Below are 25198 nucleotides of genomic sequence, written 5' to 3' on the forward strand. Positions count from 1 at the left end.
ACTCAACGAAAACGAGGGCATGTCGCCCTCGTTTTTTATTCTTCGCTTTTTTGTTTAGATAAACGTTTGTGACGGTTTGACGCGTTCGCTGCAGGTTTTTCCGGTACCGCGCGCTTTTCATGAAGTAAATGACGAACCGCCAAGATGGGATGTTTCAGTAGCATTCTGGGGCCAGAGTAACGCATGACCAAACGCATTTGCTCTTTCGGGTCCGGTTTATAACAGTGAATCGGACACTTGTTACACGTAGGTTTATTCTCTCCGTAAGGACAACGGTCAAGACGAACTTCTGCGTATTCAAGCAGCTCACGACATTCTGAGCACAAGTCACTTTTTGTTCCATGGTGATCGTGACAGTAAACCTCTACCATGGCTTTTACCGTCTTAAATTCAGTGGCGAGCTTGCCAAGTAAAATATCGCTCATGAGCTTCCAAAAATCACAACGTCATTGTGTAAAGTTCTAACGTTCGACCATTATCGTATTGCTGCTCAACTCGTTCAAACTCAAAGCCCAGTTTTTTGAGCAAACTTATACTACGAATATTGTCATTGTTGGTGATGGCAGCCAACTTATCGAGTTTCATTTCCCCTCGAGCATATTCCAGCACCGCGGTTGCCGACTCGACTCCGTAGCCGCAACCATAAGCAGAAGGTAAAAAACCATACCCGAGATCGTAGTGTTGCAATGTGTCACGCTTAACTAGCCCACAAATACCGATCGGCCGTCCATCGTCCTTTTTCTCTACTAAGAGTAAACTCACGCCTTTAACTTTTTGCATGCGTAGCATGTTTTCTTTTATATAACGCGCCGCTTCATATTCAGTACGAATTTGTTTATCTCCGACAAAACGGTAAAAGTCTGGTTGGTTATAAAGTTCTAATATGAATGGTGCATCATCTACACTCACAAGACGTAGTATCAAACGTTCAGTGATCAGTGTTTTCATTTGGACTCCATTAAAACGCGAGAGATGATTGGACATAGAAACGTACTTGAATCTTGCGACCGACGTAAGGGCTTATTTAGTTGTAACTTGATAAAAAAATAACTATCCTGCCCCGCTAAATTAAAGGACCACCACCATGAACCGCAAGAAGAAAATCAATCAGATCTTAAAAGCGAAGCAGAAGAAGCATAACGCTAAGCTACATAAGAGCAATAAGCCGCGTTATATCTCCAAAGCTGAACGTGCAAAAATGGAAGCTGAAGAGCAAAACCAAGCTTCGGAAAGCACGGAAAATGTTGTAGACACAGTGCCGACAGATCAAGCCTAAAAGAAAAGCCGCTTTATGCGGCTTTTTTGTTTGTTGTACGAGAAGAATTGACTCTAATATTCAACACTGTAGTTCAGTGTGAATGTGCGACCTCTTCCTTTGTAGTCGTAAGCTGCTGCATCGTAGTGTGCCGCGTAAAGAATCTGCGCACGTTGACCCCAAGCGGTTGTGTAGTCTTCGTCAAATAGGTTTTGAATACCAAAGCCTAACTGCCCAACAGGTAGTGTTACATTACCCAGAAGATCAAACGTGGTGTAGCCCTCCAACTTATTGTTGGCGTCATCTTCGTAATCAAACATCGTCTGACTTTGTAGACGAATCGAGTACGAATCTTGGTAGTATGTAGCCCATGCATTAGCCTTAGACGTACTGGCCTTACCTGCGCTCAAATCTTCCCATTTACCATCGGTTTTCAGCTCAGAAACTACGTAGTGTCCTGATGCCCCTAACAGGATATCGCGGGTCACCCAGTAATTGATGTTTGCTTCTGCACCGTAAACACGCTGCTCGTCGTCAACATTCGTAATCAACAACGTTTTTCTATCATACTTGATGGAGTTGTCTGAAAGCGAGTAATAGCCTGCCGCCTGAAGCGCAAGAGAGTTGGTATCAAGACGGTAACCGATCTCATAGCTGTCCGTTTTAATACCTGACATTTTTGAGTCAGACACATTAATGCTGTTGTTCAACGCATAATGACCGTTTGCATCCACAGCATCATAGCTGCCTTGACCATAGTACTTCGCAGGGTCAGCAAGTTCGAAACCTTGGGAGAAGTTTGCCCAAAGTTGAGATTCATCATTAAGCTGATAAATGGTGCCCAAATTAAACAGACTTACAGAGTAGTCGGTGCTGCCACCTGGTACCGCATCCGCTGACACCCCCTTACCCGAGGCAATCTTCTTTTGTACGCTATAGGCAACAAAGTCATCAATCTTATTGTCCATGTATTGATAGCGGTAGCCTGCTTGAACAGACCAATCTTGATTAATTTGATAGTCACCTTGAACAAACATTGCGTAAGACGTTACATCTACACCTGGGTAACGACCAACTTCGGCGTACGTTTTATTAATCAAGTTTCCAGAGTTGTTTGCAATGCTTGGATCGAATAGAGCTTGATTGCTCTCAAAACGGTCTAAATACGCATCAACACCATAAACAAGGTTGAATGATTCCCAGTTTTTTGCCAGTGCCAAACGTCCAGCAAAAACCTCTGTCTTTTGCTGAGAAGCACCTTGGTAATAAGGAGTAAACGTTTGGTCTTCACTTCGGTAAGACAACTCGCCAATCAGTTGATGGTCGAATACGCTGTCGTGAGCGTAGTTCGCACTTAAGAGAACTCGCTCTGTACCGTGTTCACGATCGGAATCGAATCCCTCTCGTACATCAACAAATTTATTGTTAACAATGTACAAGCCGTATGGCGAATCTTGCTGGCTGTCATAGTATTGTGCGACAAGGTTTAACTTGCTGGCATCGGAGATTTGAATCTCTGTCGATCCCATTACATCAAGCGTCGAGTTGTATTGCAGAGAGCCTTGGGAGATATCTGGGGTGACAATGTCGCCATTTGCGTCAAATGCACCTTGTGTCTCGGTGTACACAACCGAACCCCTAGCGGCAATTCGCTCATTACCACCTGAGATAGACTGAGCTAGTTTGTAATCAAAGTCATCGCTGCTGTTAAAGCCTGAAGTCCCACTGACATACGATTCAAATGACAAGTCATCGGAGTAAGCTTTCTTGGTGATAATGTTGATAACACCACCTGTAGCGCCTGCCCCATAAATGGAGGTCGCACCAGATAGTACTTCAATTCGCTCGATGTTGAATGGGTCAATCGCATCAAGCTGACGACTAATTGGGCGAGAAGACTGCAGTGAGACACCATCAATCATCACCAACATCGCTCTGCCACGCAGGTTCTGGCCGTAGTTAGTTCGACCACCGGTACCAACGTCTAACGAAGGAATGGTTGCAGAAAGAATGTCACCAAGTGTCTTGCCCGCGCGATATTGCTGAGCAATTTCCTCTTGCCCTACAAACCAAACCGTTCCTGGAATATCAGAGATCGATTTCGGCATCACACTGCCCACGACCACCATTTGTTCATCACTTGGTGTTGATGTTTGTTGAAGTTCTTCCGCAGCTATTGAGCTAACTGCGTATCCACTGCTCATCGCAAGTACGATGAGATTAAGAGAAAACGTCCTTTTTATCATTGTATTTATCTTTTTGTTGTCAACAAGAGCATGCAATGATACTTATTCTCACTCTCAAATCGAGCACTGTTACATAAGTTAACCAAATGTTAATTAGAATTATGCTTGCTCATAAGCTGTCGATTTTTTTCTAAACGAGGACAATCTTCACAAAGCTTTCTGCCTTCACACTTATAGACTAAACAACAGCTTTTTCTGACCAATTTTAGCGGCTGATCCAGTGACGTCTCATAAAGTGAATGACTATTGTTGACATCTAAACCCAATGCCTGTAAGCACAAGATGGCATGCTCACGTAATGTTGTGTTGGTCATTTGCGGAAAACGCTGTTGAAGACGAATCAAACAAGCCATGATCCCATCCGACATCAATTGATGAGTGAAGCCTGGGCGAATGCGCGTCCATTGACTCATTTCTTGTTGGTAGAAATCGAACAACTCTCGAATTTGACGTCCGGCCTCTTTTATTAATTCTTCTGGCTTACCATGTATATGTGTTTCGTCAGCGAATCGATATCCAGACACAAAACAAGGCTTGAGGTGCTGCGCCATCTCACGAATGTTTGGCAACGTGTGGAAACCGTAAATAGAAATGAACGCAACATAAACAGGCTGCCAACACAACAAATCCCACGTTCTCGTCAACCAATACGCTTTTCCCGCTTCCGGATGAGCCTCAGACAACTGTTGGTAAAGGCCTTGAATGATCGGATTGATATCATTTTCGATATGAATAACTTCTTGCCCTATTTCGCCAATATCACCGTGAAGGTAAGGCGTAATCTCACTCGAAGTTTGAAATAGTTGCGGGAAAAATTGCTCAGACATGATGTTTTATTGTTGGTGTAGTCATTCTGACACCTTTATACCCAAGCACCAATCGCAATGCAAACTATTATCTTTTGTGTTCGCATGGCAAGAGCCTATTCTCATGTGTGGTTTATGTCTCTATTTTCAAGCTCTTTGCGCCTGTAAGGTCTGGTTACGTATGCGATGAATAGCAACAAACTCTTAAACATCTTCGCATTTAGCGCTGACATGATCGCAAAAATACACAGCATAAAAACACCCTGATAAAACTGTGTTAACAGTTTCCCTGTGTAGCGTGAGTTATTGCCAATAATTGAATATTGCTGTTTCTTATCCAAAGGAGTGTGAACAACATGAAGTATTTTCTTTCTGAATATCGGGACAATGTAATTAAGTAATTTGGCTATATAGCCCCCTGTTTTGAATAAGGAAATCCACATGTTGTATCTTGAGTTTCTATTTTTGCTCGTGATGCTGTATATCGGCTCACGTTATGGTGGTATAGGCCTTGGGGTCGTATCTGGTATTGGTTTGGTGATTGAAGTCTTCATCTTTAAGATGCCGCCAACCTCCCCTCCTGTCACCGTTATGTTGATAATCTTAGCGGTGGTAACATGTGCATCCATTCTTGAAGCGGCTGGTGGTTTGAAATACATGCTGCAAGTTGCCGAACGTGTGCTTCGTAAAAACCCAAAACGCGTCACCCTGATCGCTCCTTTTGTTACTTACTTTATGACCTTCTTGCTCGGTACAGGTCACGCGGTTTACTCCATCATGCCAATCATTGGCGACGTTGCACTGAAAAACGGCATTCGTCCAGAACGTCCAATGGCAGCCGCTTCCGTCGCTTCACAAATCGCGATTACGGCCTCTCCAATTTCAGCGGCAGTGGTTTACTACTTGGCACAGCTGTCCGATATTCAACACGAGATCACTCTGCTTTCTATTCTGCTCGTTACTGTACCTGCAACGCTATTCGGTACGTTGCTGATGTCACTTTACAGCCTAAAACGCGGTAAAGAACTGGAAGACGATGAAGAATACCAAGAGCGTTTAAAAGATCCGGTGTGGCGTGAAAAGATCCTCAACACCACTGCAACGTCTCTTGATGAAGTGCTACCAACAAGTGCTCGTAACTCTGTGTTGCTGTTCATCGCTTCTATCTTGGTTATCGTCGTTATCGCGATGTGGCCGGACATTCGTACCATAGTGGATGGCGCGAAACCAATCAGCATGGCCGTTGTGATTCAAATGATGATGCTCTGCTTCGGCGGTATCATTTTGCTTGCAACCAAAACTGACCCACGTGACGTACCAAACGGCGTAGTATTCAAATCAGGTATGGTGGCTGCCATTGCGATCTTCGGTATCGCCTGGATGTCAGATACTTACTTCCAATACGCAATGCCTCAGTTCAAATCTGGCATCGTTGAGATGGTAACCAACTACCCTTGGACGTTCGCGCTTGCGTTGTTCATTGTGTCGGTTGTAGTGAATTCTCAAGCAGCGACTGCACGTATGATGTTGCCTGTCGGTCTTGGCTTGGGTCTAGATCCTGCACTGCTTATCGGCCTAATGCCTGCGGTATACGGTTACTTCTTTATTCCGAACTACCCTTCAGACATCGCGACAGTGAACTTCGATACGTCAGGTACCACTAAGATTGGTAAGTGGTACTTCAACCATTCATTTATGTCGGTAGGTTTGATTGGTGTGATTGGTGCCTGCTGTCTGGGCTACTTGTTAGGACAAATGATCATTCCTTCATAATTAGCCAAATCAACAATAAATTAGAGGCGAGTCATTGTACGTTAGCGTACAGCCTGAATGACTCGCCTTTTCTTTGTCACGCTAGTGATTACAGTAAGAAGTCATCATCAATCGCGACAAAGTTATCGGCACAATCAATCAGAGTTTGGGATGTTAGCTTAGGCACACCATAAACAGTCACCGTTTTATTGAAGCGCTGCTGAATTCGTTCCACCAGAAGACTAAAGTCCCCATCTCCAGAAACGAGAATCACTTCCTCAACTTCAGGGGCAATTTCAATCGCATCAAGAGTAATACCGACATCCCAGTCGCCTTTCGAGCTGCCGTCACGACGCTGAATATAGGGTTTAAGCATTACCTCGAACCCAACACCGCGTAAAATGTGATGAAACTGACGCTGTTTTGGATCGTTACTCGCGATGGCATAAGCACGAGCACTCACCACCTCTTTCCCTTGCGTCGCAACATACCAAAACTGGTTGTAATCAAAATTACTGCGATACGCTTCGCGACAGGTGTAATACACATTCTGTACATCAACCAAAATGGCGATCTTTTGTTTTCTTTCTGAATTCATCTTTTCTACGCTTGATTTATTTGCTGCCTACCCTAAGTCAGTTTTGGTAAAAGCACAATGAGCCAATTCCACTAAACTTAACGTATAAACGGTATTTGGGTTTCTAGGGGAACTGTCATGGGCGGAAAGTTACTAGTGATACTACTTTCTTGTATCTTGTCATCGACAGCATTCGGTTATCCAGCACATTCAAAGTACTGGCCGCATCGGAGTGTGCTTTACTTCGCTCCAGAAAACGATGAATACGTTAAACAATTCTTACTAGAAACACTCATGAATGAGTGCGAGTTGGAAGACAGAGACGTGGTCACATTAGTCATTACAGAACAAGGTTACACGTCTCCAGCTTGGCTCAAAGAAGAGTTTGATTTGAAAATGCTTGCCAAGCTGTATGAAATTGAAAAAGGCTCACATACCGCAATTTTACTGGGTAAAGATGGCCAAGAGAAATACCGATGGGGCGCAGAAACGGATTGGCCATTTATCAACAGCTTGATTGATCAAATGCCAATGCGTAAGCAAGAAATGCAGAGACGTCATAGCCCCTGCAAAATCTAACCATTAGATGAACTTATTTTCTAAACCAGTCTAGTTTGTTGTGCAACTGAGTCACGCTGCCAACGACGATCAATGCTGGACTGATCGCCTTCTCAGCCATTTCAGAAAGTTCGTTCAGTTTTCCTTGGAACACGCGCTGCTCTGGACGCGTACCATTTTCAATAATGGCGCATGACATCTCTGGATCTAATCCGTGAGTGATCAGGTTATCCATGATGTGACCGCTTTGCTTCAAACCCATGTAGAACACAAGTGTGTTGTTAGATTGCGCTAACGAATGCCACTCAATTTCGCGACCGTCTTTTTGCACGTGACCTGTAATAAATTGAACGCTTTGCGCGTGGTCACGGTGCGTTAATGGTATACCAGCATAAGCTGTTGCACCCGCTGCAGCGGTGATCCCCGGCACCACTTCGTATTTGATGCCATATTCTGCAAGCTCTTCTAACTCTTCACCGCCGCGTCCAAAGATGAAAGAATCACCACCTTTTAGGCGCACAACGCGTTTACCTTCTTGCGCTTTTTGTACCAAGATTTGATTGATCTGGTCTTGTGGTACGCAGTGAAAATCGAGCTTTTTCCCGACATAAATCATCTCAGCAGATGCGTGAGCCAGTTCAAGAATGTCTTTCGACACCAATCGGTCATACACCACAACTTCAGCCGCTTGAATGGCTTTCAAACCTTTGACCGTCAGCAAGTCTGGATCGCCCGGACCTGCACCAACTAAAGAAACAAAGCCGCTGTTTAAAGATGAGTTCGCAGTAGTCATATCAACGCCTATCGGAAATTTGGATATAAAGAGTAACACTCACGTTATTAACTTAAGGTTTAAACTACCCCAAGGAGTTATTACTTTTTATAGCTAAATCAATACAATATCTATTGAAAGTTAAATGAGTTGAGTAGCCCTACCTTCCATAGGTAGGGCCATATAAAGCGGTTTATTTTGCGATTGCAGGCTCTGCATTTACTTCTTCTTCAGCATTAATAGAAGGCGCTGTTTTCGCATGAGTTAGGTACAGTGGCAGACAAGTCATTACTAGACCACCAACGATGTTACCTAAGATGGTTGGGATAAGATTGAAGTTCAACCAAGTCGCGATACCAAAATCCGCACCTAAGATCATACCCAGTGGGAATAGGAACATGTTTACCACGGTGTGCTCAAATACGAGCGCGAAGAAGATGAAGATTGGGAACCACATCATCGCTACACGACCAGATACTGAACGTGCCGTCATGTTGCCGATCACGCCTAGGCACACCATTAGGTTACAGAAGATAGCGCGTACAAAACACGTGATCCATCCGTCCATACCCATGTTTTCGAAACCAAGGCTACGGGCAGTCGATACAGCGACAAACTTCTTCGCTACCGCGTTGAGCTCTAGAGAGAAGTTACCGGTTAGAGAGATTGCCACTAGGTAAGCCACAATTAGAGAACCAATCAGGTTACCCAAACCTACCAATCCCCAGCAACGGAAAATACGACCCCAAGTGATACCCGGACGGTTAGCAAACTTAGCCAAAGGAGCAAGACCAAAAACACCTGTGACAAGGTCGTAACCCATCACACTGAGAATCACAAAGCCCACAGGGAAAACAAGCGCCCCCACAAGGCCAATGCCCGTTTGTACAATCGCGGTAATAGCAACCACCACTGCAAGAGACAGAATAACGCCTGCCATCGTGCCACGAAGTAGAAGATCTCGTGTGCTGGTATTAATTTTCGCTTCACCCACGTTGATCATGGTTTGCACGAATTCAGCAGGTTTAAAGTCTGTAGACATGAATGTGTCCTTATTCAAAATTGAAAGTTAAAAAGTTAAAGATTGAATAGAGAAAGGCTTCCCGTTGACACCCACTGCTGTCGACATCATCTCGCTTCCCTGTTCCCCCAAGATGACGCTTGGAAAGCCTTTGTCTATTGAATCTAAGTACTCAGTGCATTCCCTCCCCTTAAGGAGGAGGGAATGCGAACCAAGCTTATGCAGAAATTTCTACTTCACCGTTGGTTACACGCGTTTTGTACGCTTTCACGTTAAAACGCTCGTCTTCCATACAAGCACCTGTTGTCAGGTTAAAGCGTTGCTTCTTAAGTGGGCTTGCTACCCAAAGTTCGCCTTGGTGCTCACAAATCAAACCGCGAGAAAGCACGTTTGATTGGAAGAACGGGTCTGTGTTGCTGATCGCCAGCACTTCTTCTGCTTGTGTTGGGCGGAATACCGCAACTTGCTGACCATCAACCAGTGCACAAACGCCAGTGCCCGGTACGATGTCGTTGATTTGGCAAATCTTTTCAAATGACATGTTCAACCTTCCCTTATGCTTCAGTGATCGCTACGTGTAGGATGTCGCCTTTCGCTTCAGGATGTTTCTCCGTGAAGGTCGCTGGACGGTGCTGTTCGCGCTCTTGAACAAACACAACATTGTCATCGCGCTTGTCAGAGTTGATGAAGTGTGCGAAACGAGTCAGTTGTGATTCGTCATTGATGGTTGCAGTCCACTCACATTCGTACTCATCTACAAGCTTCGCTACGTCTGCTTCTAGTTGAGCGTTAATGCCAAGTTTGTCTTCAACAATCACTTCGCGTAGGTAGTCAACGCCACCTTCCATGTTTTCCATCCAAACGGATGTGCGTTGTAGTGGCGCAGCAGTACGGATGTAGAACATCATGAAGCGGTCGATGTACTTGATTAGCGTTTCTTTATCTAGGTCACTTGCAAGTAGGTCTGCGTGACGAGGTTTCATACCGCCGTTACCACATACGTACATGTTCCAACCTGCGTCAGTCGCGATGATACCAAGGTCTTTACCTTGTGCTTCCGCACACTCACGAGTACAGCCAGAAACACCGAACTTCATCTTATGAGGTGTACGAATGCCTTTGTAACGGTTCTCAATATAAGAGCCTAAACCAACAGAATCTTGAACGCCGTAACGACACCACGTTGAGCCAACACATGTCTTCGCCATACGAAGTGCTTTTGCGTACGCTTGACCTGTTTCGAAGCCAACGTCGATAAGCTTGCGCCAGATCTCTGGAAGATCGTCTTTTTGAGCACCGAACAGACCAATACGTTGAGCACCGGTTACTTTGGTGTATAGGTTGTATTCTGCAGCAACGTTCGCTAGTGCACCCAGTGCTTGAGGTGTAACTTCACCACCCGCCATACGTGGGATTACGGAGTAAGTACCATCTTTTTGAATGTTACCTAGGAAGTTATCGTTGGTGTCGTGCAGCTTAACCAGTTGTGGCTTAAGAATGTGCTCACCCCAGCAAGAAGCCAAGATAGAACCAGCCAGTGGTTTACAAACTTCACAGCCGTAACCTTTACCGTATTTCTCTAAAAGCTCATCAAACGTTTTGATCTCTTCGATACGGATTAGGTGGAACAACTCTTGGCGTGAGTAAGCAAAGTGCTCACAAACGTCGTTCTTCACTTCAATACCAGATTTAGCAAGCTCTGCGTTTAGAACAGAAGTGACTAGAGGAATACAACCACCACAGCCTGTGCCAGCGCCAGTCACTGCTTTGATGTCGCCCAATGTATGGTGGCCATCAGCAACCGCTTGTGCGATCTTGCCTTTGGTTACATCGAAACATGAACAGATCACTGCGCTTTCTGGTAGAGCGTCGGCACCTAGTGCTGGTTTCTCAGCGCCTGCGTGTGCAGGAAGGATCAAGGCATCTGGGTGTTCTGGTAGGTCGATTTCGTTCAACATCAATTGAAGCAAATCGCCGTAGTCAGACGTATCACCCACTAATACCGCACCAAGCAGTTTCTTGTTGTCTTCAGAAACGATAAGACGTTTGTAAACTTCTTGTTCTTCGTTTTGGTAAACGTAACTCTTACAACCTTCAGTGCGACCATTCGCATCACCGATAGAGCCCACTTTCACACCAAGCAGTTTTAGCTTCGCAGACATATCAGCGCCTTCGAATTTGCTTTCTGTGTTACCTAGTAGGTGATCAACGGCAACCGTCGCCATCTTGTAACCCGGAGCAACAAGACCGTAGAACATGTCGTTCCAAGACGCACACTCACCAATAGCGTAGATGTTCTCATCAGAAGTCTGGCAGTGGTCGTTGATGGCAACACCACCACGAGGGCCAACTTCTAGCTCCATTTGACGAGCTAGTTTGTCTTGTGGACGAATACCTGCAGAGAATACGATGAAGTCTGTTTCTAGCTCTGAGCCGTCAGCAAAACGCATAACATTGCGTGCGTTTGTGCCTTCTGCCGCAATCTCAAGCGTGTTTTTGCTGGTGTGAACGTTCACGCCCATACGCTCGATCTTTTGACGAAGTTGGTTACCACCAGCAAGGTCAAGTTGCTCAGCCATCAGCTTTGGTGCGAACTCAACAACGTGTGTTTCTACACCCAATGCTTTTAGTGCGCCTGCTGCTTCAAGACCGAGTAGACCACCACCGATAACCACGCCGGATTTACTGTTCTTCGCACACGCTTCGATCGCTTTAAGATCTTCGATAGTACGGTAAACAAAACAGTCTTTGCTTTCATGACCTTTGATAGGCGGGACAAATGGGAATGAGCCTGTAGCAAGAATCAGCTTGTCGTATTGAACTTCACGGCCAGTGCTTGAGTAAACAATGCGGTTTTCACGGTTGATGTTAATCGCACGTTCACCGATCAGCATGTTAATACCGTGTTTCTTGTAGAAGCCTTCTTTCACTAAAGAAAGTTCATCTGCAGTATGGTGAGAAAAGTAAGAGGAAAGGTGCACACGGTCGTATGCGACACGAGGTTCTTCACAGAAAACGGTAATCTCCATATTAGAGATATCAGCTTTCTCGACTAAGTCTTCAATATAACGGTGCCCTACCATACCGTTACCGATGACTACTAGCTTCAACTTGCTCATTATAATTCCTAAGGGTTAGGTTCTTATCACTGAGCTCATTGTTAATTGTGAAAGAAAATTAATACATGATGTAAATCAATTACAATTTCAAACTACCCTAAAGGGGTAGATGAACGTTTTTATCTTGATATTGAAGAATAAAAGGTAATTTATTAACGGATGTTGGTAGTTTTTACAAAATGAGATAACCGCAGTCATGCTCACAAAGGGCTATACAGTTTTGGCTTTTACAGAATGGCAATGATTGTCGAGTTAAACCACGCTAACGATAAACCCTGCTTTGTTTAAAAACAAAGCATTCGTTTTAACCTAGCCGTTTCAAGGCTATTAAAGGTGAACAACTGAAGTGACTGAAAGTTTTAGAAAAATCAAGTCTCACAACAAAAATCTTTTACTAGCTAAGTCGCACTATAAAGACTAGAATCTGATTTAGTTCATATGGAATAAAATCCATATGATTGATACCGTAATTGACATATAGAGTGCCGTCCCATGTTTGTGAGGCGGCCTTTTATTTGGGAGTCATAAAATGTCAGAAAACAATTCTATCTACATTTCAAGCTTAGATATGAACCGAATCACGGCTTTGTTGGATAAAATGCCAAACATCGCGGCGGAGCTTGTTGAGCTAGAAGCAGAGCTAGACCGTGCGACGGTTCTTGAGCCAGAACAAATGCCAGATAATGTGGTCACGATGAACTCAACTGTAGAGTTTAAATTTGCAGGTGAAGATAGAACCATGACAAAGACACTGGTTTACCCATCTGAGCTGAAAAGCAGTGATGATATTTCCATTTTTGCGCCCGTAGGCAGCGCACTGATCGGTTTGTCTGTTGGTCAAAAACTTGAATGGCCAATGCCAAATAATCAAGTGAAGACAATTGAAATTGTCGATATCACCTACCAGCCTGAGCGTTGTGGTGCACTAAACCGCTAACCCTCAGTAGTCCCGGTGCAAAGGCCTCATTTATGACTTTGCACCAGGAGAGCCCCTCGCTTATCCCCTATTTCCTTCTTTGTTTTTCCAAGCATTTACTTTGCTGCTCTTAAGTAACATCACCGATTCTTTATTATTTACCGCATATTCAATACCTATATCTCCAAGCTCAATCATAGAAATTGCAAAGTATTTTTCGTATATTGTCGCTCCGAAAACGACGTAAATTATGCGCAAAATGGAAGAATATCTAACTCGAATTGCCTGCTTAGAAAAAGAAAATGAAGAGCTGAAGCGGAAGAATGCGCGACTACAAGAAAAGTTGAATGCTGCACTCGACAGTAATGGACTGTGTTTGTGGGAGCAGCATATTCCTTCAGGTACTTTGACGATATTCAATATGCAGTGGGGCAAAATGCTAGGTTATCAGCCCCATGAGTTAACCGCGACGGTTGAAACGTGGAAAAACAATCTCCACCCTGAAGATTATGATCTTGCGGTGGGTGCATTTGAAGATCACCTAGCTGGCAAAACCGACCTTTATGAGGTAGTTCATCGCATGATTCATAAAGACGGCAGTGATAGTTGGGTCTACGATCGAGGGCGCATCGTCGAGTATGGTTCTGATGGCGAACCACTACGCATGATGGGCACTCATATCGATATTACAAAAGAAAAGCGATATGAGCAGCAACTGGCTAAGTTAGCTTCGAGTGATCCATTGACCGGACTGTTAAATAGAAAAGCAATTGAGGAAAACTTTAATCATCAACCTCAAACCAAGCCGTCTCAGCAGTCTGCCTTAGTGTTTGTTGATATAGATAATTTTAAAGCAGTTAACGACCAGCTAGGCCATCATACTGGTGATACTCTCCTCATTAATATCGCCAATAGCTTAACAGAGCTTGCGCCAAGCAAGTCTCAAGTCGGACGCATAGGAGGAGATGAGTTTGTCGTTTTAAGCTCTTATTCAAATCAAGAAGAAATATCTCAACTTTGTGATCGACTCTTAAGTTCCATCATTCCTGCGATAAATCAGGACTTAAATAAAGTAACGATTGGAATGAGCATCGGTGTTTGTCTATTTGATAAAGGAAAACAACAGTTTAATGAAGTTTATCAAAAAGCCGATCATGCAATGTATGAGATAAAGAAAAATGGCAAAAATGGCGTTGCCTATATCCAGATATAATAATTCTCTTGTTTTTTTTGAAATTAATATTTCTTTAATTTGACAATTTTCTCTACGGAATTGATAGCGTCTTATTTTTTAATAAGTCATTTATATAGGAAACAAAAGAAATAACAAACAATTAAGAGTGTTGCATACTACACGGTGTAATATTATTACTGTCTTTGTGACTGCTTTTGTTGCATACAATATTATTTCTTATTATTTTTATAAAAACCACTAGTAAAAAGTAGTTAAACATTATAATTCATAAACTTATAAAAACAGAAATGCATGGTTGAATTTTAACCACCCCTTCTGCTAATATCTCGCCTCGTGTTTAAAAGTAATAAACACACACAAATATAAAACAAACTTTATAAAACATAATGCACACTTGATAATTACTGGTTCTATTTGGGTAGAGCTCGGTATTTATTTTATTTAAAACATTATGAATTTGTAATTTCATTTAATATCAAAATATTAAGTAGGTATATAAATTGAAGAAGGTCATCCTCCCTCAATTGGGCTTTGTTGCGTCAAATTTACGCTTGCTAGCTCTTGGCTTTGTAACCCTCGTGTCAGCATATTCTTTTTCATCAGAGGTTTATGCTGAGCAAGTGGCTAGTGGTGAACAAAAAACATTAGTTGTACTCGTCAATTTCCAAGAAAACCCTCAAGAGATCCCGATCTCTAAAGAAGACGCCCATCATGTTGTTTTTAATACCGTTAGCGACTTCTATTCGCAAATGTCCCAGGGGCAACTTTGGCTATCTGGTGATGTTGCTGGAACATTCACCTTACCGATATCAAACCAAATTTGCGATGATGATGCTGTAGCAGCGGAAGCCAACAAAATGGCTGAAACTGCGGGATATCAACTATCAAACTATGACCGTTTTATCTACTTAACAACCAAAACTGGATGTGCATCAGAAGGCTCTGGTAGTCAAGGAGTAACTCCCTCTAGAGCGTCAATAAATGCGGTTTTCGAGCCTCGAGTTATCGCCCATGAATTAGGACATAATTTTGGATTGCATCACGCTTCCGCACTCGACTGTAAAGACGGTACGTTAGCTGGTGATTGCCGTGTCATAGAGTACGGTGATAGCTACGATACAATGGGTAACTACGATATGGGTTACTTTAGCGCCTTCCAATTGGAAAACTTAGGGTGGCAGACCTCCCCTGCTCAAATCATTTCTAGTGATGGTGTTTACTCTATTGATGCCTATGAAGACTTTGAAAGTACTTCATCAAAAGTTTTAAAAATCCCAAGAGGTACCGATCCAATTACAGGTCAGCGCCAATGGTTTTACGTTGAATATCGACAAGCTCTTGGCTACGACAGCTTTTTACGTGACCGTTCGTACATCGTATACCGCCAAGATGTGACAGAAGGTGTGGTTGTGCGCCTAGCGACAGACGGTGATCTTAAAAGTAGCCGCTTGCTACACATGAAGCCTGACTCCACTTTCAAACAATTATTTGGGAGTAATGACTGGGAAGACCCTGCTCTTCCAATTGGTGGAACGTTCACCGATCCAAAAACAGGCGTGTCGATTACTTTGGAAAGTGCTAATGGTCAAAACGCACAGATAAGTGTCATATTTGGTGGTGAATCCGGGCAATGTGTTGCGACATCGCCTCTACTCTCTCTAACCCCACTATCAGGTTCTGATGCTAATGCCGGAGAAACGTTAGCGTATAATCTTAAAGTGACGAACCAGAACAATACAGAATGTGAAGACGCGACTTATAAAACGGCTTTAAGCGTTCCTGACGGATGGAGTTATGACGCAAGCGCCTTGACGGTTCCTTCCGGCATGAGTGCAGAAACGACGGTCATGGTTACGTCAAACAGCGATGCTCAGCCGAACTCTTACCGCATAACCGTTGACGTTATAGATGCTGAAAATGAACAATCAGCCAAAACCGAGCTATCTTACACAGTGTTGTCTGAGTCGACGTCACCACTTGAGGCGGTGAGTGATAGCGTAACGATCAGTGATAAATCCGTCGTTCGCATCCAGCAGTTAAATAATGACTCGTTTGAACAATCGACCTCTCTTGCGATTACGGTCGCTAAGCCAAACAAAGGCAGCGCCCGTGTACTGAGCGATGGCTCCATTGAATACACACCATCGAAGAAGTTTAAGAATAATGATTCATTTACTTATACGATCAGTGACGGTCAATCTTCTTCAACCGCGACGATTAGCATCACCTTACAATCGACTTCTGGTGGGAATGGTGGTGGAAACGGTAAAGGGAAACCGAACTAAGTCACACAATTCATATGAAAAAGCCTGGAGAATACTCCAGGCTTTTTATTCACAAGACGTCAATTAGTTGCTTGGTGCAGGACAAATGTCACAGTCTGCAGAAGCTGTATTCGTCGCTTGAGTATTATCGATTTTCAAGAAACCAACCGCTGTAACAGTATCACGGAAAGATTGCGTTTCTGCATTGCTAAATGCCATTGGGATATAACTACCAGTATAAGACTGACATTGATCCGAAGCGAGTTCGATATTATCCACTACTGTCACGTCATCAGAAGCATCCTCAGGCGTACCTGAGTCATCCACAACAGAAACATTCACTAAAGTAAGTCCAGGCGTTGTGTTACATACCATTCCCGAGAAGCTCACTTCTGCAATGATACCATTTTCAGTAAGTTTGAAGCCGCTTTCACATGATTTCGTTACACTAATCATTGGAGACAAGCTCAATGACTCACATGGATCACTTGCGGTATCAGTAATGGTCGCTTGGCCACCCGGAGTCGCAGCTGCTGTGACTTTCACCGTATTAGTTAGACCATTGCTTGTACTTTCAAAACTGCCGCTGTATGAAGCACTGTCACCTGAAGCAATGGCACCTAAGCTATGTGTAGTACCTGCTTCTAAATCCTCTACAACAACATCGTAGAGCGTACCGACACCATCATTAATCACGTCGCCGCTGTATGAGTAAACGTAACCATCTTCTGTTTCATTCACGACCGCTTGATTACATGTTTTAGTGATATCAACACTACACAACTCAAAGTCACCAACCACAAAGTCTTTCAACTGAGCGGTAATACTGCTTGATGCTCTTGTTTCGGCTGCAAACGAGCTAAAACAGGTGTCTGTTTGTAGAAGTTCAGTAAGGTTTACACCACCTTCAAAGAAGGTTTCTGGAGGGAAGACATTTTCGACACCACTTTTTGGGGTATACGCCCATGGTGCAGGTGAGTCAGTTGTATTGGTTGAAGCACACACATCTTGCGCGCCTGGTGAACACAGTGCATTTGTCTTAACTTTCAAACGTAAGTTTGTCGCAGCACACTGACCATCTTGTGGATTATTGTTATCAGCTTTCGCACAAGTTGTGTCCCATTCAAGAACCAAAATTTCTGGCCCCTCATTTGCCCCTTGCAAATAATTCACCTGAATCAAAAGGTCGCCAGCAATATGTTGACCAGTGAATGTACCGTCTGGGTTTGTACTGACTGAGTCTTGATAAAACCAAAAACCTAAGAAGGCATCACCGCTGTTACCAAAACGGTCTGCACCAAAGGTGAGTACAAGGTCATTATTAATGTTGTATGCCGCTGCATACGCATGAAGAATGTCCCCTTTATCAAGTACCGTACCAGTCTTCCAACCGAGTTCTGGTATGTCTTTGATGTCTTTATTACCACCAGTAAAGATTGTATCCGGTGTTGCCGTGTCATTCTCAAAGCTAAATACTAATGCTCCACCACTGTTTGGCGGCGTTGACCAGTCATCTGGAGCACCTACTCCAGAGTCATCTATCGCATTAGCATTTGCTTCTAACTCAAATACGCCATCTGTTGGTGTTGCAAATGCAGAGCTACCTATTAGCAAGCTTGTAAATATTGCATAAAGAAAGCTCTTCATCGTATGCCAGATACCTGACTTACAAGAATTCATAACCTACTCCTTAGAACGCTTCTAAAGCTAGACGAAGGTCCCTATGTCATTAATTGCCTTTTAAGAAAGAGTGAAAGCGAGATACAACTTTCGTTTCGAGCTCGTATAACGCATAGAGCATGCCACTACTTAAGGTTATGATTTTATTAAACTAAATATTTTCAACAGCGAAGAGAATGAACAGAGTGTTCAATTTTAAAGAAAGAGAAAGAAAACAAAAGAGACAAAAAACCTACGATAACAAAGATATATACGTGTTCTAGGATAATGTTACAGATTGACACTTTATTGTTTACACCTGTGGCAGATACGCAAAAGCGACGGTATTGAAACTGTCCACTATGAATATGAAACAGACGCTTACTCATCTGCTCCCACTAATGTGAAGGTGATGTGTAACACCTGTTTGCATAGTGTTACATCCTTTACACATCTAATTGAATACTCATTTAACTAAAACATATTCAGTCGTTTAGCGAATAAGTTTTAGCTCAACCATTTATGAAAATATAAACAAACTGTTCACCCCTCTGTACAAAAATAAAAAATAATCAACAAATACAAAAGGTTAAATATGGAACACTCTATGCTAGTCAACTGGCGCAGTCTAACTCTGTGAGAAAACTATCACGTATGTGGGCTCAAGGACGTAGCGAGCCCACTTACACAAGGAGGTTTTATGAAAACCATATTTAACTCTTGGTGGGGCAATAAGAGTTGCCGTTGTTCCACTTTATGTAGCCAGAATATACTTACAGCGATCAATATCAGCAGCATGTTTAAGCTGTTTACTTGGGTCATAGCGGTTAGCTTAGTGCTGAGCTCTCAAATTGTTTACGCATCCGCTGGCGACCCTTCAAGCCGAGGCGTGCAACCAATATTTGTTGAAGGGAATAACACCTGTCAACAATTACTTCCAGGGATCGATGGTTTGATAGAATACAAGCTTGAGCCAGTTACAGACGGCACTTTCGGTGATGGCATGCTTGAAGTGGTTATTGATCAACAACCTGGGGCAAAAACCTTCAGTTGGGATCAAGGTGATAGCCCTGTGATTATGCAAGCTATCTTCGTAAAAGGTGGTCCTGACGGAAACCTATATAACTACTTTACAGATGGATTATTGTATCAAGATGATGCCTTACTACATGCACCTGTGGGTAAAAACGGTAGATACTATGGATTAAGTCATATTTCATTCTGTTACACACCAGGCGTACCAGACATCAAAATCACTAAAACTTGTACATTTGGTGATGTTGTCAATGGTAACACTTTGAAATACAACTATAAACTCACTGTAGAAAACACCGGTGACTTTGCATTGTATGATGTTGTGGCAACAGACACTACAGCCGTTGACAACGATATGGCTGCTGGTGACCATGTGTTCAATTTAGCGATGCTCGCCGTTGGACAAACGCAAGAGTTTAATGGTTCGTTTATTATTGACCAAAACGGTATCACTAACTACGCAGAAGTAAGCGCAGCACTTGAAACTGGTGGTGGTGTTGCGGTTTCTGACAACGCAGATTGGGAATGCCCAAGCCAAAACATCCCTGGTTCATTGTCTCTAGAGAAAGACTGTAGTGTCGTCGTCGTGAATCGATTTGAAGATACTGGTATTAATGAATACGGTCTTCAAGTCAATTACAGTGGTAGTGTATGTAATACCTCCAATGTCACCATTGACGGCATTGTCGTAATCGACAACAAAGACTCGAATCCAATCCAGGTTGGTATGCTTGCGCCTGCTGAGTGTTACGACTTTACTGGTAACTACGAGCCAATCCCAGGAGATGGTGAAGGCCTTCCATTACCGGGTGAAGAAGTCAGAGCGTTTACAGATACTGTGGATGCGAGTGGTGAAACTATCTTCGGTAATGTTGTCGTAGAAGCGATAACAGCGTCTGCAGAATGTACGCTATGTCCAACTTGTCCAGAGCCTGTTAACTGCCCTGAATAAGGTCTACTTACAACTTAATAAAACAACGCCTGACGTTAACTCGTCAGGCGTTTTCTTTCGAACTATATCGTTCTATTTATTCTTACCTTTTCCATTGTTACCAGAGTTGCCAGAATCGCCACCAGATGAGGACTCTAACTTCACTGAGACCTGAGCGGTCGAGCTGCTTTGACCATCACCTATGGTATAGGTAAAGCTGTCGTTATTTTTGAATTTCTTTTCAGGTGTGTAACGTAGGGTGCCATCCGATAACAGCTCTAGTCGCCCCTTGCTTGGTCTAGTAAAAGAAACCACGCTTGCAGAGTTTTGCTCTCCAACAATATCGTTTGCCATCACATCGATAGTCACCGACTGTTTCGAAGACATAGTCACCTGATCATCAACAGCAACGAGCTCTGGTGATGGTGAGATTTCAGTGGTTACAGAGTAATTCACGGATGCTGCGGTTTGCAGACTTGAGTCCTCTCCGTGCGTCACGATCATCTTCAAAGCATAGTCTTTATCACTAGCGTCAACCGAAGATACGACTGATATCATTACTTGTCCGGTTTCACCTGCTGCTAGCGTGATTGCATTGCTGCTTGCTTTCCAACCAATTGGCACTGACGCGTTCACAGAAAAACTGCTCGCTGAACAATCTGCACTATCTTTGTTAGTAATAGTGACCTGATATTGAACCTCATCGCCGGCTGCAACCGAGTTGTTTGTTGCAGCTTTCGCAGTCACTGATGGAGCATTAACAGTACAAGTCCCGATATTACCGTTGTCAGAGCCGTCAAAGACAACGCTTACTTCGGCGATGCCGTTCGCTGCACTCACCAAACTCAATGTTACACCTGAGTCTGGGTCAGTATAGCTACCACCGACCGGCATAGATGGGTCAAACCAGTCATTTCGGCCAAAAACCGCACGATATTCAGAATCAGTTTTAAAGTGAAGCAGATTACTGCTGCGCCCATCGCCTTCTACAGCGCTTCGAATGATGATGCCATCCGTAACGTCCCCACGATAGAACGAGTAAGAACGAGCATCTAAAAAGTCGTCAAACCCAATAGACTGGCGGTATTCAATGTAAAACCATTTTTTTGCACCTGTAGAAGGATCAGTACCACGAGGTACTTTTATCGTAACTGGCTGCTCACTAGTCGTCTCGTAATTCGCGATGGAGTAAGTACCATTTTGAGTAACTTCCAGTGTCTTTGAGGCGTGCTCTCCCTCTAGCCATCCTAGTCGCTCGCGCTGGAAAGTATTCAAATAGCCGATGTCTGGACCACCCATTACATCATAGGTATCACCGTATTCACGCAACGTACAGTTGTCTGAAAGCGTATGTTCGCCACAATCAAGAGCACGAGAGTGATGCAAACCAAAGTTATGTCCAAGCTCATGAGCGATATTCATCGGAGAAAAATCACCATTGATGTGCGCGCGTGAAGGCATGCCATCAATAGTTGCCGATCCAGCGACACCACATGCCGTTTTTGTCATCAAGTAGACAATACGATCGTACTCTTCAAGCTTCACTCCCGCAGCGATGGCTTCTTGATCCGCTGCATCTTGAACAGCGGTAAAATCACAAACCTGATTAGACAATGGTAAATTAAACCAACCCACGACTTTCCCAGACAGCCACATTTGCTCAAAAGAGCTTTCACGGTAGAAGTCATTCACTGTGCCAAAGATTAGATTATTTGCCTCTGACAAAGTTAATGGCTGCTCATTTGGGTTTTCTTTGAAGTTCAGCAGGATAACCAATGTATTTTGCTGTCCCGTCGTACTTCCTGCTGCACTGGCGTAATGGATGCTCTGTAAACAAGCGAATATTACTAATAAAAATGACAACCCTTTATTTAGGATTGTTCTATTTATTTTAATATTTTTTATCACTGCTTCACCTAATTTTAAATTAATAACTAGTTCACCTTCCCGCCAATATAAGCAGAAATGGTAGGGTAAAATAATATAAATTTTAGGCAATAAAATGCCCTAGCCTATAAAGCCAAATATGTTCCTATATACATCAACATGGTTATAAAAGGATAACCACCAAAAATATAAGAGCCGGAATCATAGCAAAGCAACCGGTCAAAATTCAACCAGAGCGATAAGTAATTTAGGTTAAGTTTGTGTAATAATAAATTTGTCCATTTTTGTCAGTTACTTAAAATAACCTTATGATTGTTTTATATGAACAAACTTTGTATTCAACAATGACTTTAATAAATCACTTGCACTACAGCCAATTTAAATCATTAAAAATCAAACAAGTAGAAATTGAACTAAAACAACCTCAATTTCATCGCATGAAATTATAACCTTTAAATTCATTAACTTAATAACGAGTCATTCGAATAATATACCTCAACAACTCTTGAGTAATATTATCCATCTTTAATTGTTAAATTTACGTTAAATTAAAGTGGTGAAAAGTTTTTTGCTCACCTAGTTTTATACTCGATTAAAAGACAGACTGAGCGATACAGTGCAATATCAACTAGAGACATATAGAGAAACAAGCAGGATATATGTGCAACTTTATTTTCAGTATTGAACTAAAATCACGTGACAATATGACGCTATAGATAGCAATTCGGGAAAACTAGTTAAAGAATGATTAACTGATAATTGAGGTTGGTATTTGTACAAAAATTAATTATTCAATTAAAAAGTGTGTATTAGAATAGTTTGACAATACCAGATACTAAAAAACCGGCACTAGGCCGGTTTTTAGAAATAGTGGAGGCGCCTCCCGGAGTCGAACCGAGGTCCACGGATTTGCAATCCGCTGCATAGCCACTCTGCCAAGGCGCCTTTCTGATTTTGTATCTCTGATACCAAAGATTTTGATGGTGCCCCGGGCCGGACTTGAACCGGCACAGCGCGAACGCCGAGGGATTTTAAATCCCTTGTGTCTACCAATTCCACCACCAGGGCAACGCAAGCATGCGATGGGTTAGACACCATCTGTCTCAGCGGCCTTTGCCGTGAGAACGAGGCGTACTTTAACGGATTAATTTATCTGGTCAACAAAAAATTAGTCTTTTTTATTCAAATGGTTAAAAAGCCAACTCAAACGAACAAAGGGCGATCATTTTGCTCACAAGAACATCAGCATGCTTTGCTCTCGTTTGCTTTGCTTCATCACTTCATGTCAACGAGGAATCGACAAGTCGCACAAATAGACAATATGGGTATAAACTTAACTCGTACTGCAGGGGACAAATAAGCGCTCATCATGTTTCGAAAGTCATCATTTCAATTACCGCTACACACTGATTCCGAACTCGACTTCGTAGTGCCCCACTTCTTACTTACTGAATTTGATTATGCACGCTCTCTGGAACAAGGGATCGTCCATGACTTGGACCCTGAATATACACACCAGTATCGCGTCACACTAAGGCGCATACGCTCACTATGCGTACTACTTCGCGAACTGATACCTCCTTTTGAACTGCGTATTTTGAAACCTCATTTAAAAATAATGATGAAGAAAACAAATAGGCTGCGTGATTTGGACGTATTTATCTTGGACAAAAGCCAATACATTGAAATGCTCCCAAGCCATAAATCCTCTCTTGAGCAGCTTTTGGGCTTTATAGAATCCGAACGTGCTTACGAACAGGCAAAAGTTGCGCGTTGGCTAGCGACAAAAGAATACACAACGCACTGCACTTTGGTCAGGAATAGTCTGCTGCGAAGTACAAAGCACGTACGAGTGGATAACAACGTACCTGCGTTACTCTTCGCAAACCAAAAAGTCTCCGAACAATTTAAAAAGGTCGACAAAGCACGGCGCAAGATCTCGGACAAAAGTCGTGACAGCGTGATCCACTCAATGAGGATAAAGTGCAAAGCGCTGCGTTATTTGCTAGAAGGGTTTTCCGCACTCTACCCTTCCCCACAGCACAAAAACAACGTGAAACAATTAAAACTATTGCAAGACAAGCTCGGTGATTTTAACGACACTTCAAGTCAAATTGAATTTTTCACACAGCTCAAAGAGGCAGTAAACCTCAATAAACAAGATCGTAAGGCTTTGAAAAAGCTGCTTAACGTGCTTAGTGAACATCACGATACTTCGCGCCAGACCATCTTAACGCACTTAGACCAATTTGAGGCTTTCATCCACGATACCAACACACAATGCCTCTACCAGCACTAACCTAGGTTCACGTATTTTTAATATTCATTAATTACAGTCAGTCGTTAGGCTCCATAAAGAAAGATAACGTGAAACCATTAAAACGATACCAATATGAGCGCTATGCCGTACTCTGTAATCTCGCCTATCCTCGCGTCTTCAGACAAACTCAATACGGATTCGATCCTAATGGGCAACGAGTCATTAGAAATGAACACGGTAAGATTATGATTCGTGTGCTCTGGAGTAAAAAACAGAGTGAAGTGGTCGTAGTGATTAAAGGCTCACACAGTATCAGTGATTGGTTGTTAAACTTCGCTATGTGGACGAGAAGCTGTCGAAGGTTGGGACTGAATTACCGCATTCACGCGGGTTTCTATCATCTTCTGTTTCAAGAAAGTTTACCGAGCCGAAATGAAGATCGGTTGGGGTTGACCGTGATCGAACGCCTCGAAGGTATCGTTGTACCGCTCATTCTTAGGGGAAAAAGAATCACCATTACTGGTCACTCTTCAGGTGGCGCGATTGGCAGTGTTTTTGCCGACTATATTGAGAAAAAATACCCAAAGAGCATTAAACGCGTCGTGACTTTCGGTCAGCCCGCAGTTGGAGATTGGACCTTTAAAAAACGCTACCGTTTGGGGCACAAAACTTACCGGATTTGTTGCGACATCGACATCGTGACATTCATGCCGCCAGTGCCTTTTCTCTATTGGCATGTAGGCAAAATGTTATGGTTGTATAACGGGAGAATATACGAGAATACGCCAACGTTCATTCGACTTGGACGTTCTCTATTTAGTTGGTTGATGCGACCATTCTCTTATCACTTTATGAGTAAATACATCCGCGATAAAGACTTCTTTGACGAACGCTGAGCTAAGTACCCTAAAACTATGATGTACAGGCACTAAAAAGCCGGACTCA

20 protein-coding genes and 2 tRNA genes are annotated in these 25198 nt (G+C 43.1%); 9 read left to right on the top strand and 13 right to left on the bottom strand.

The window, feature by feature from the left end:
- Positions 1-35: 35 nt before the first annotated feature.
- Positions 36-425 (bottom strand): nitrous oxide-stimulated promoter family protein, encoded by a 390-nt coding sequence (locus NDJ01_RS23260; protein ID WP_005394584.1) that lies wholly within the window; start codon positions 423-425, stop codon positions 36-38.
- A 13-nt stretch (positions 426-438) separates the two neighbouring features.
- Positions 439-948 carry a GNAT family N-acetyltransferase gene (locus NDJ01_RS23265; RefSeq protein WP_104970738.1) on the bottom strand — a complete coding sequence of 170 codons (510 nt, stop codon included), beginning with the start codon at positions 946-948 and terminating at the stop codon, positions 439-441.
- Positions 949-1084: 136 nt separating this feature from the next.
- On the opposite strand from NDJ01_RS23265, the gene NDJ01_RS23270 reads away from it, so the two are divergent.
- Positions 1085-1276, top strand: a complete 192-nt coding sequence (locus NDJ01_RS23270; RefSeq protein WP_012842232.1) for a DUF2986 domain-containing protein — start codon at positions 1085-1087, stop codon at positions 1274-1276.
- 53 nt (positions 1277-1329) lie between these two features.
- On the opposite strand, the gene NDJ01_RS23275 is transcribed toward NDJ01_RS23270, so the two are convergent.
- Together NDJ01_RS23275 and NDJ01_RS23280 are read right to left on the bottom strand one after the other, a co-directional pair.
- Entirely contained in the window at positions 1330-3501 is a 2172-nt protein-coding gene (locus NDJ01_RS23275; RefSeq protein WP_258587445.1) for a TonB-dependent receptor, read from the bottom strand.
- An 89-nt stretch (positions 3502-3590) separates the two neighbouring features.
- Entirely contained in the window at positions 3591-4328 is a 738-nt protein-coding gene (locus NDJ01_RS23280) for a siderophore ferric iron reductase (RefSeq protein WP_258587446.1), read from the bottom strand.
- A 420-nt stretch (positions 4329-4748) separates the two neighbouring features.
- Here NDJ01_RS23280 and NDJ01_RS23285 point away from each other — a divergent pair, with 420 nt between their 5' ends.
- A complete protein-coding gene (locus NDJ01_RS23285) occupies positions 4749-6080 on the top strand; it encodes an anaerobic C4-dicarboxylate transporter (protein ID WP_005394592.1) in 1332 nt (443 codons plus the stop codon).
- Between the two features lie 88 nt (positions 6081-6168).
- Here the strand turns inward: NDJ01_RS23285 and NDJ01_RS23290 are convergent, their stop codons facing one another.
- Complete coding sequence (locus tag NDJ01_RS23290) at positions 6169-6657, bottom strand: NYN domain-containing protein (RefSeq protein WP_005394594.1); 489 nt, start codon at positions 6655-6657, stop codon at positions 6169-6171.
- Between the two features lie 117 nt (positions 6658-6774).
- On the opposite strand from NDJ01_RS23290, the gene NDJ01_RS23295 reads away from it, so the two are divergent.
- Positions 6775-7215: a DUF4174 domain-containing protein gene (locus NDJ01_RS23295; protein WP_243327819.1), complete on the top strand. Its 441-nt coding sequence runs from the start codon at positions 6775-6777 to the stop codon at positions 7213-7215.
- 13 nt (positions 7216-7228) lie between these two features.
- Here NDJ01_RS23295 and cobA read toward each other — a convergent pair whose 3' ends face one another.
- The 4 genes from cobA to nirB all read right to left on the bottom strand — a co-directional run bounded on the left by cobA (position 7229) and on the right by nirB (position 12106).
- Positions 7229-7987, bottom strand: coding sequence for a uroporphyrinogen-III C-methyltransferase (gene cobA / locus NDJ01_RS23300; RefSeq protein ID WP_005394598.1), 759 nt, complete (start codon positions 7985-7987; stop codon positions 7229-7231).
- A 172-nt stretch (positions 7988-8159) separates the two neighbouring features.
- Complete coding sequence (locus tag NDJ01_RS23305; protein WP_046875392.1) at positions 8160-9008, bottom strand: formate/nitrite transporter family protein; 849 nt, start codon at positions 9006-9008, stop codon at positions 8160-8162.
- A 196-nt stretch (positions 9009-9204) separates the two neighbouring features.
- Positions 9205-9528 carry a nitrite reductase small subunit NirD gene (nirD, locus tag NDJ01_RS23310; protein ID WP_046875391.1) on the bottom strand — a complete coding sequence of 108 codons (324 nt, stop codon included), beginning with the start codon at positions 9526-9528 and terminating at the stop codon, positions 9205-9207.
- Between the two features lie 13 nt (positions 9529-9541).
- On the bottom strand, positions 9542-12106 hold the full coding sequence (gene nirB, locus NDJ01_RS23315; RefSeq protein ID WP_258587447.1) for a nitrite reductase large subunit NirB: 2565 nt from the start codon (positions 12104-12106) through the stop codon (positions 9542-9544).
- Between the two features lie 529 nt (positions 12107-12635).
- Here nirB and rnk point away from each other — a divergent pair.
- The 3 genes from rnk (at position 12636) to NDJ01_RS23330 (ending at position 16502) form a co-directional block, all read left to right on the top strand.
- Positions 12636-13043, top strand: a complete 408-nt coding sequence (gene rnk / locus NDJ01_RS23320; RefSeq protein WP_005394604.1) for a nucleoside diphosphate kinase regulator — start codon at positions 12636-12638, stop codon at positions 13041-13043.
- Positions 13044-13281: 238 nt separating this feature from the next.
- Positions 13282-14235: a sensor domain-containing diguanylate cyclase gene (locus NDJ01_RS23325; RefSeq protein ID WP_046875474.1), complete on the top strand. Its 954-nt coding sequence runs from the start codon at positions 13282-13284 to the stop codon at positions 14233-14235.
- A gap of 482 nt (positions 14236-14717) precedes the next feature.
- Positions 14718-16502: an Ig-like domain-containing protein gene (locus NDJ01_RS23330; protein ID WP_258587448.1), complete on the top strand. Its 1785-nt coding sequence runs from the start codon at positions 14718-14720 to the stop codon at positions 16500-16502.
- A 63-nt stretch (positions 16503-16565) separates the two neighbouring features.
- Here the strand turns inward: NDJ01_RS23330 and NDJ01_RS23335 are convergent, their stop codons facing one another.
- Positions 16566-18161, bottom strand: a complete 1596-nt coding sequence (locus NDJ01_RS23335) for a DUF11 domain-containing protein (RefSeq protein WP_258587449.1) — start codon at positions 18159-18161, stop codon at positions 16566-16568.
- A gap of 679 nt (positions 18162-18840) precedes the next feature.
- On the opposite strand from NDJ01_RS23335, the gene NDJ01_RS23340 reads away from it, so the two are divergent.
- On the top strand, positions 18841-20127 hold the full coding sequence (locus NDJ01_RS23340) for a DUF11 domain-containing protein (protein ID WP_258587450.1): 1287 nt from the start codon (positions 18841-18843) through the stop codon (positions 20125-20127).
- 72 nt (positions 20128-20199) lie between these two features.
- Here the strand turns inward: NDJ01_RS23340 and NDJ01_RS23345 are convergent, their stop codons facing one another.
- From NDJ01_RS23345 to NDJ01_RS23355, 3 genes are all read right to left on the bottom strand, one after another.
- The gene (locus tag NDJ01_RS23345; RefSeq protein ID WP_258587573.1) at positions 20200-21882 is read right to left on the bottom strand and encodes an Ig-like domain-containing protein; all 1683 of its coding nucleotides are present in this window, start codon (positions 21880-21882) and stop codon (positions 20200-20202) included.
- A 982-nt stretch (positions 21883-22864) separates the two neighbouring features.
- A tRNA-Cys gene (locus NDJ01_RS23350) sits at positions 22865-22938 on the bottom strand.
- A gap of 36 nt (positions 22939-22974) precedes the next feature.
- Positions 22975-23061: transfer RNA gene (locus NDJ01_RS23355), tRNA-Leu, on the bottom strand.
- Positions 23062-23362: 301 nt separating this feature from the next.
- Here NDJ01_RS23355 and NDJ01_RS23360 point away from each other — a divergent pair.
- Both NDJ01_RS23360 and NDJ01_RS23365 read left to right on the top strand, forming a co-directional pair.
- Positions 23363-24292 (top strand): CHAD domain-containing protein, encoded by a 930-nt coding sequence (locus NDJ01_RS23360; RefSeq protein WP_046875387.1) that lies wholly within the window; start codon positions 23363-23365, stop codon positions 24290-24292.
- A 68-nt stretch (positions 24293-24360) separates the two neighbouring features.
- Positions 24361-25149 (top strand): lipase family protein, encoded by a 789-nt coding sequence (locus NDJ01_RS23365; RefSeq protein ID WP_005396419.1) that lies wholly within the window; start codon positions 24361-24363, stop codon positions 25147-25149.
- Positions 25150-25198 lie beyond the last annotated feature (49 nt).

The sequence above is a fragment of the Vibrio sp. HS-50-1 genome (genome assembly GCF_024747315.1).
GTDB lineage: Bacteria > Pseudomonadota > Gammaproteobacteria > Enterobacterales > Vibrionaceae > Vibrio > Vibrio diabolicus.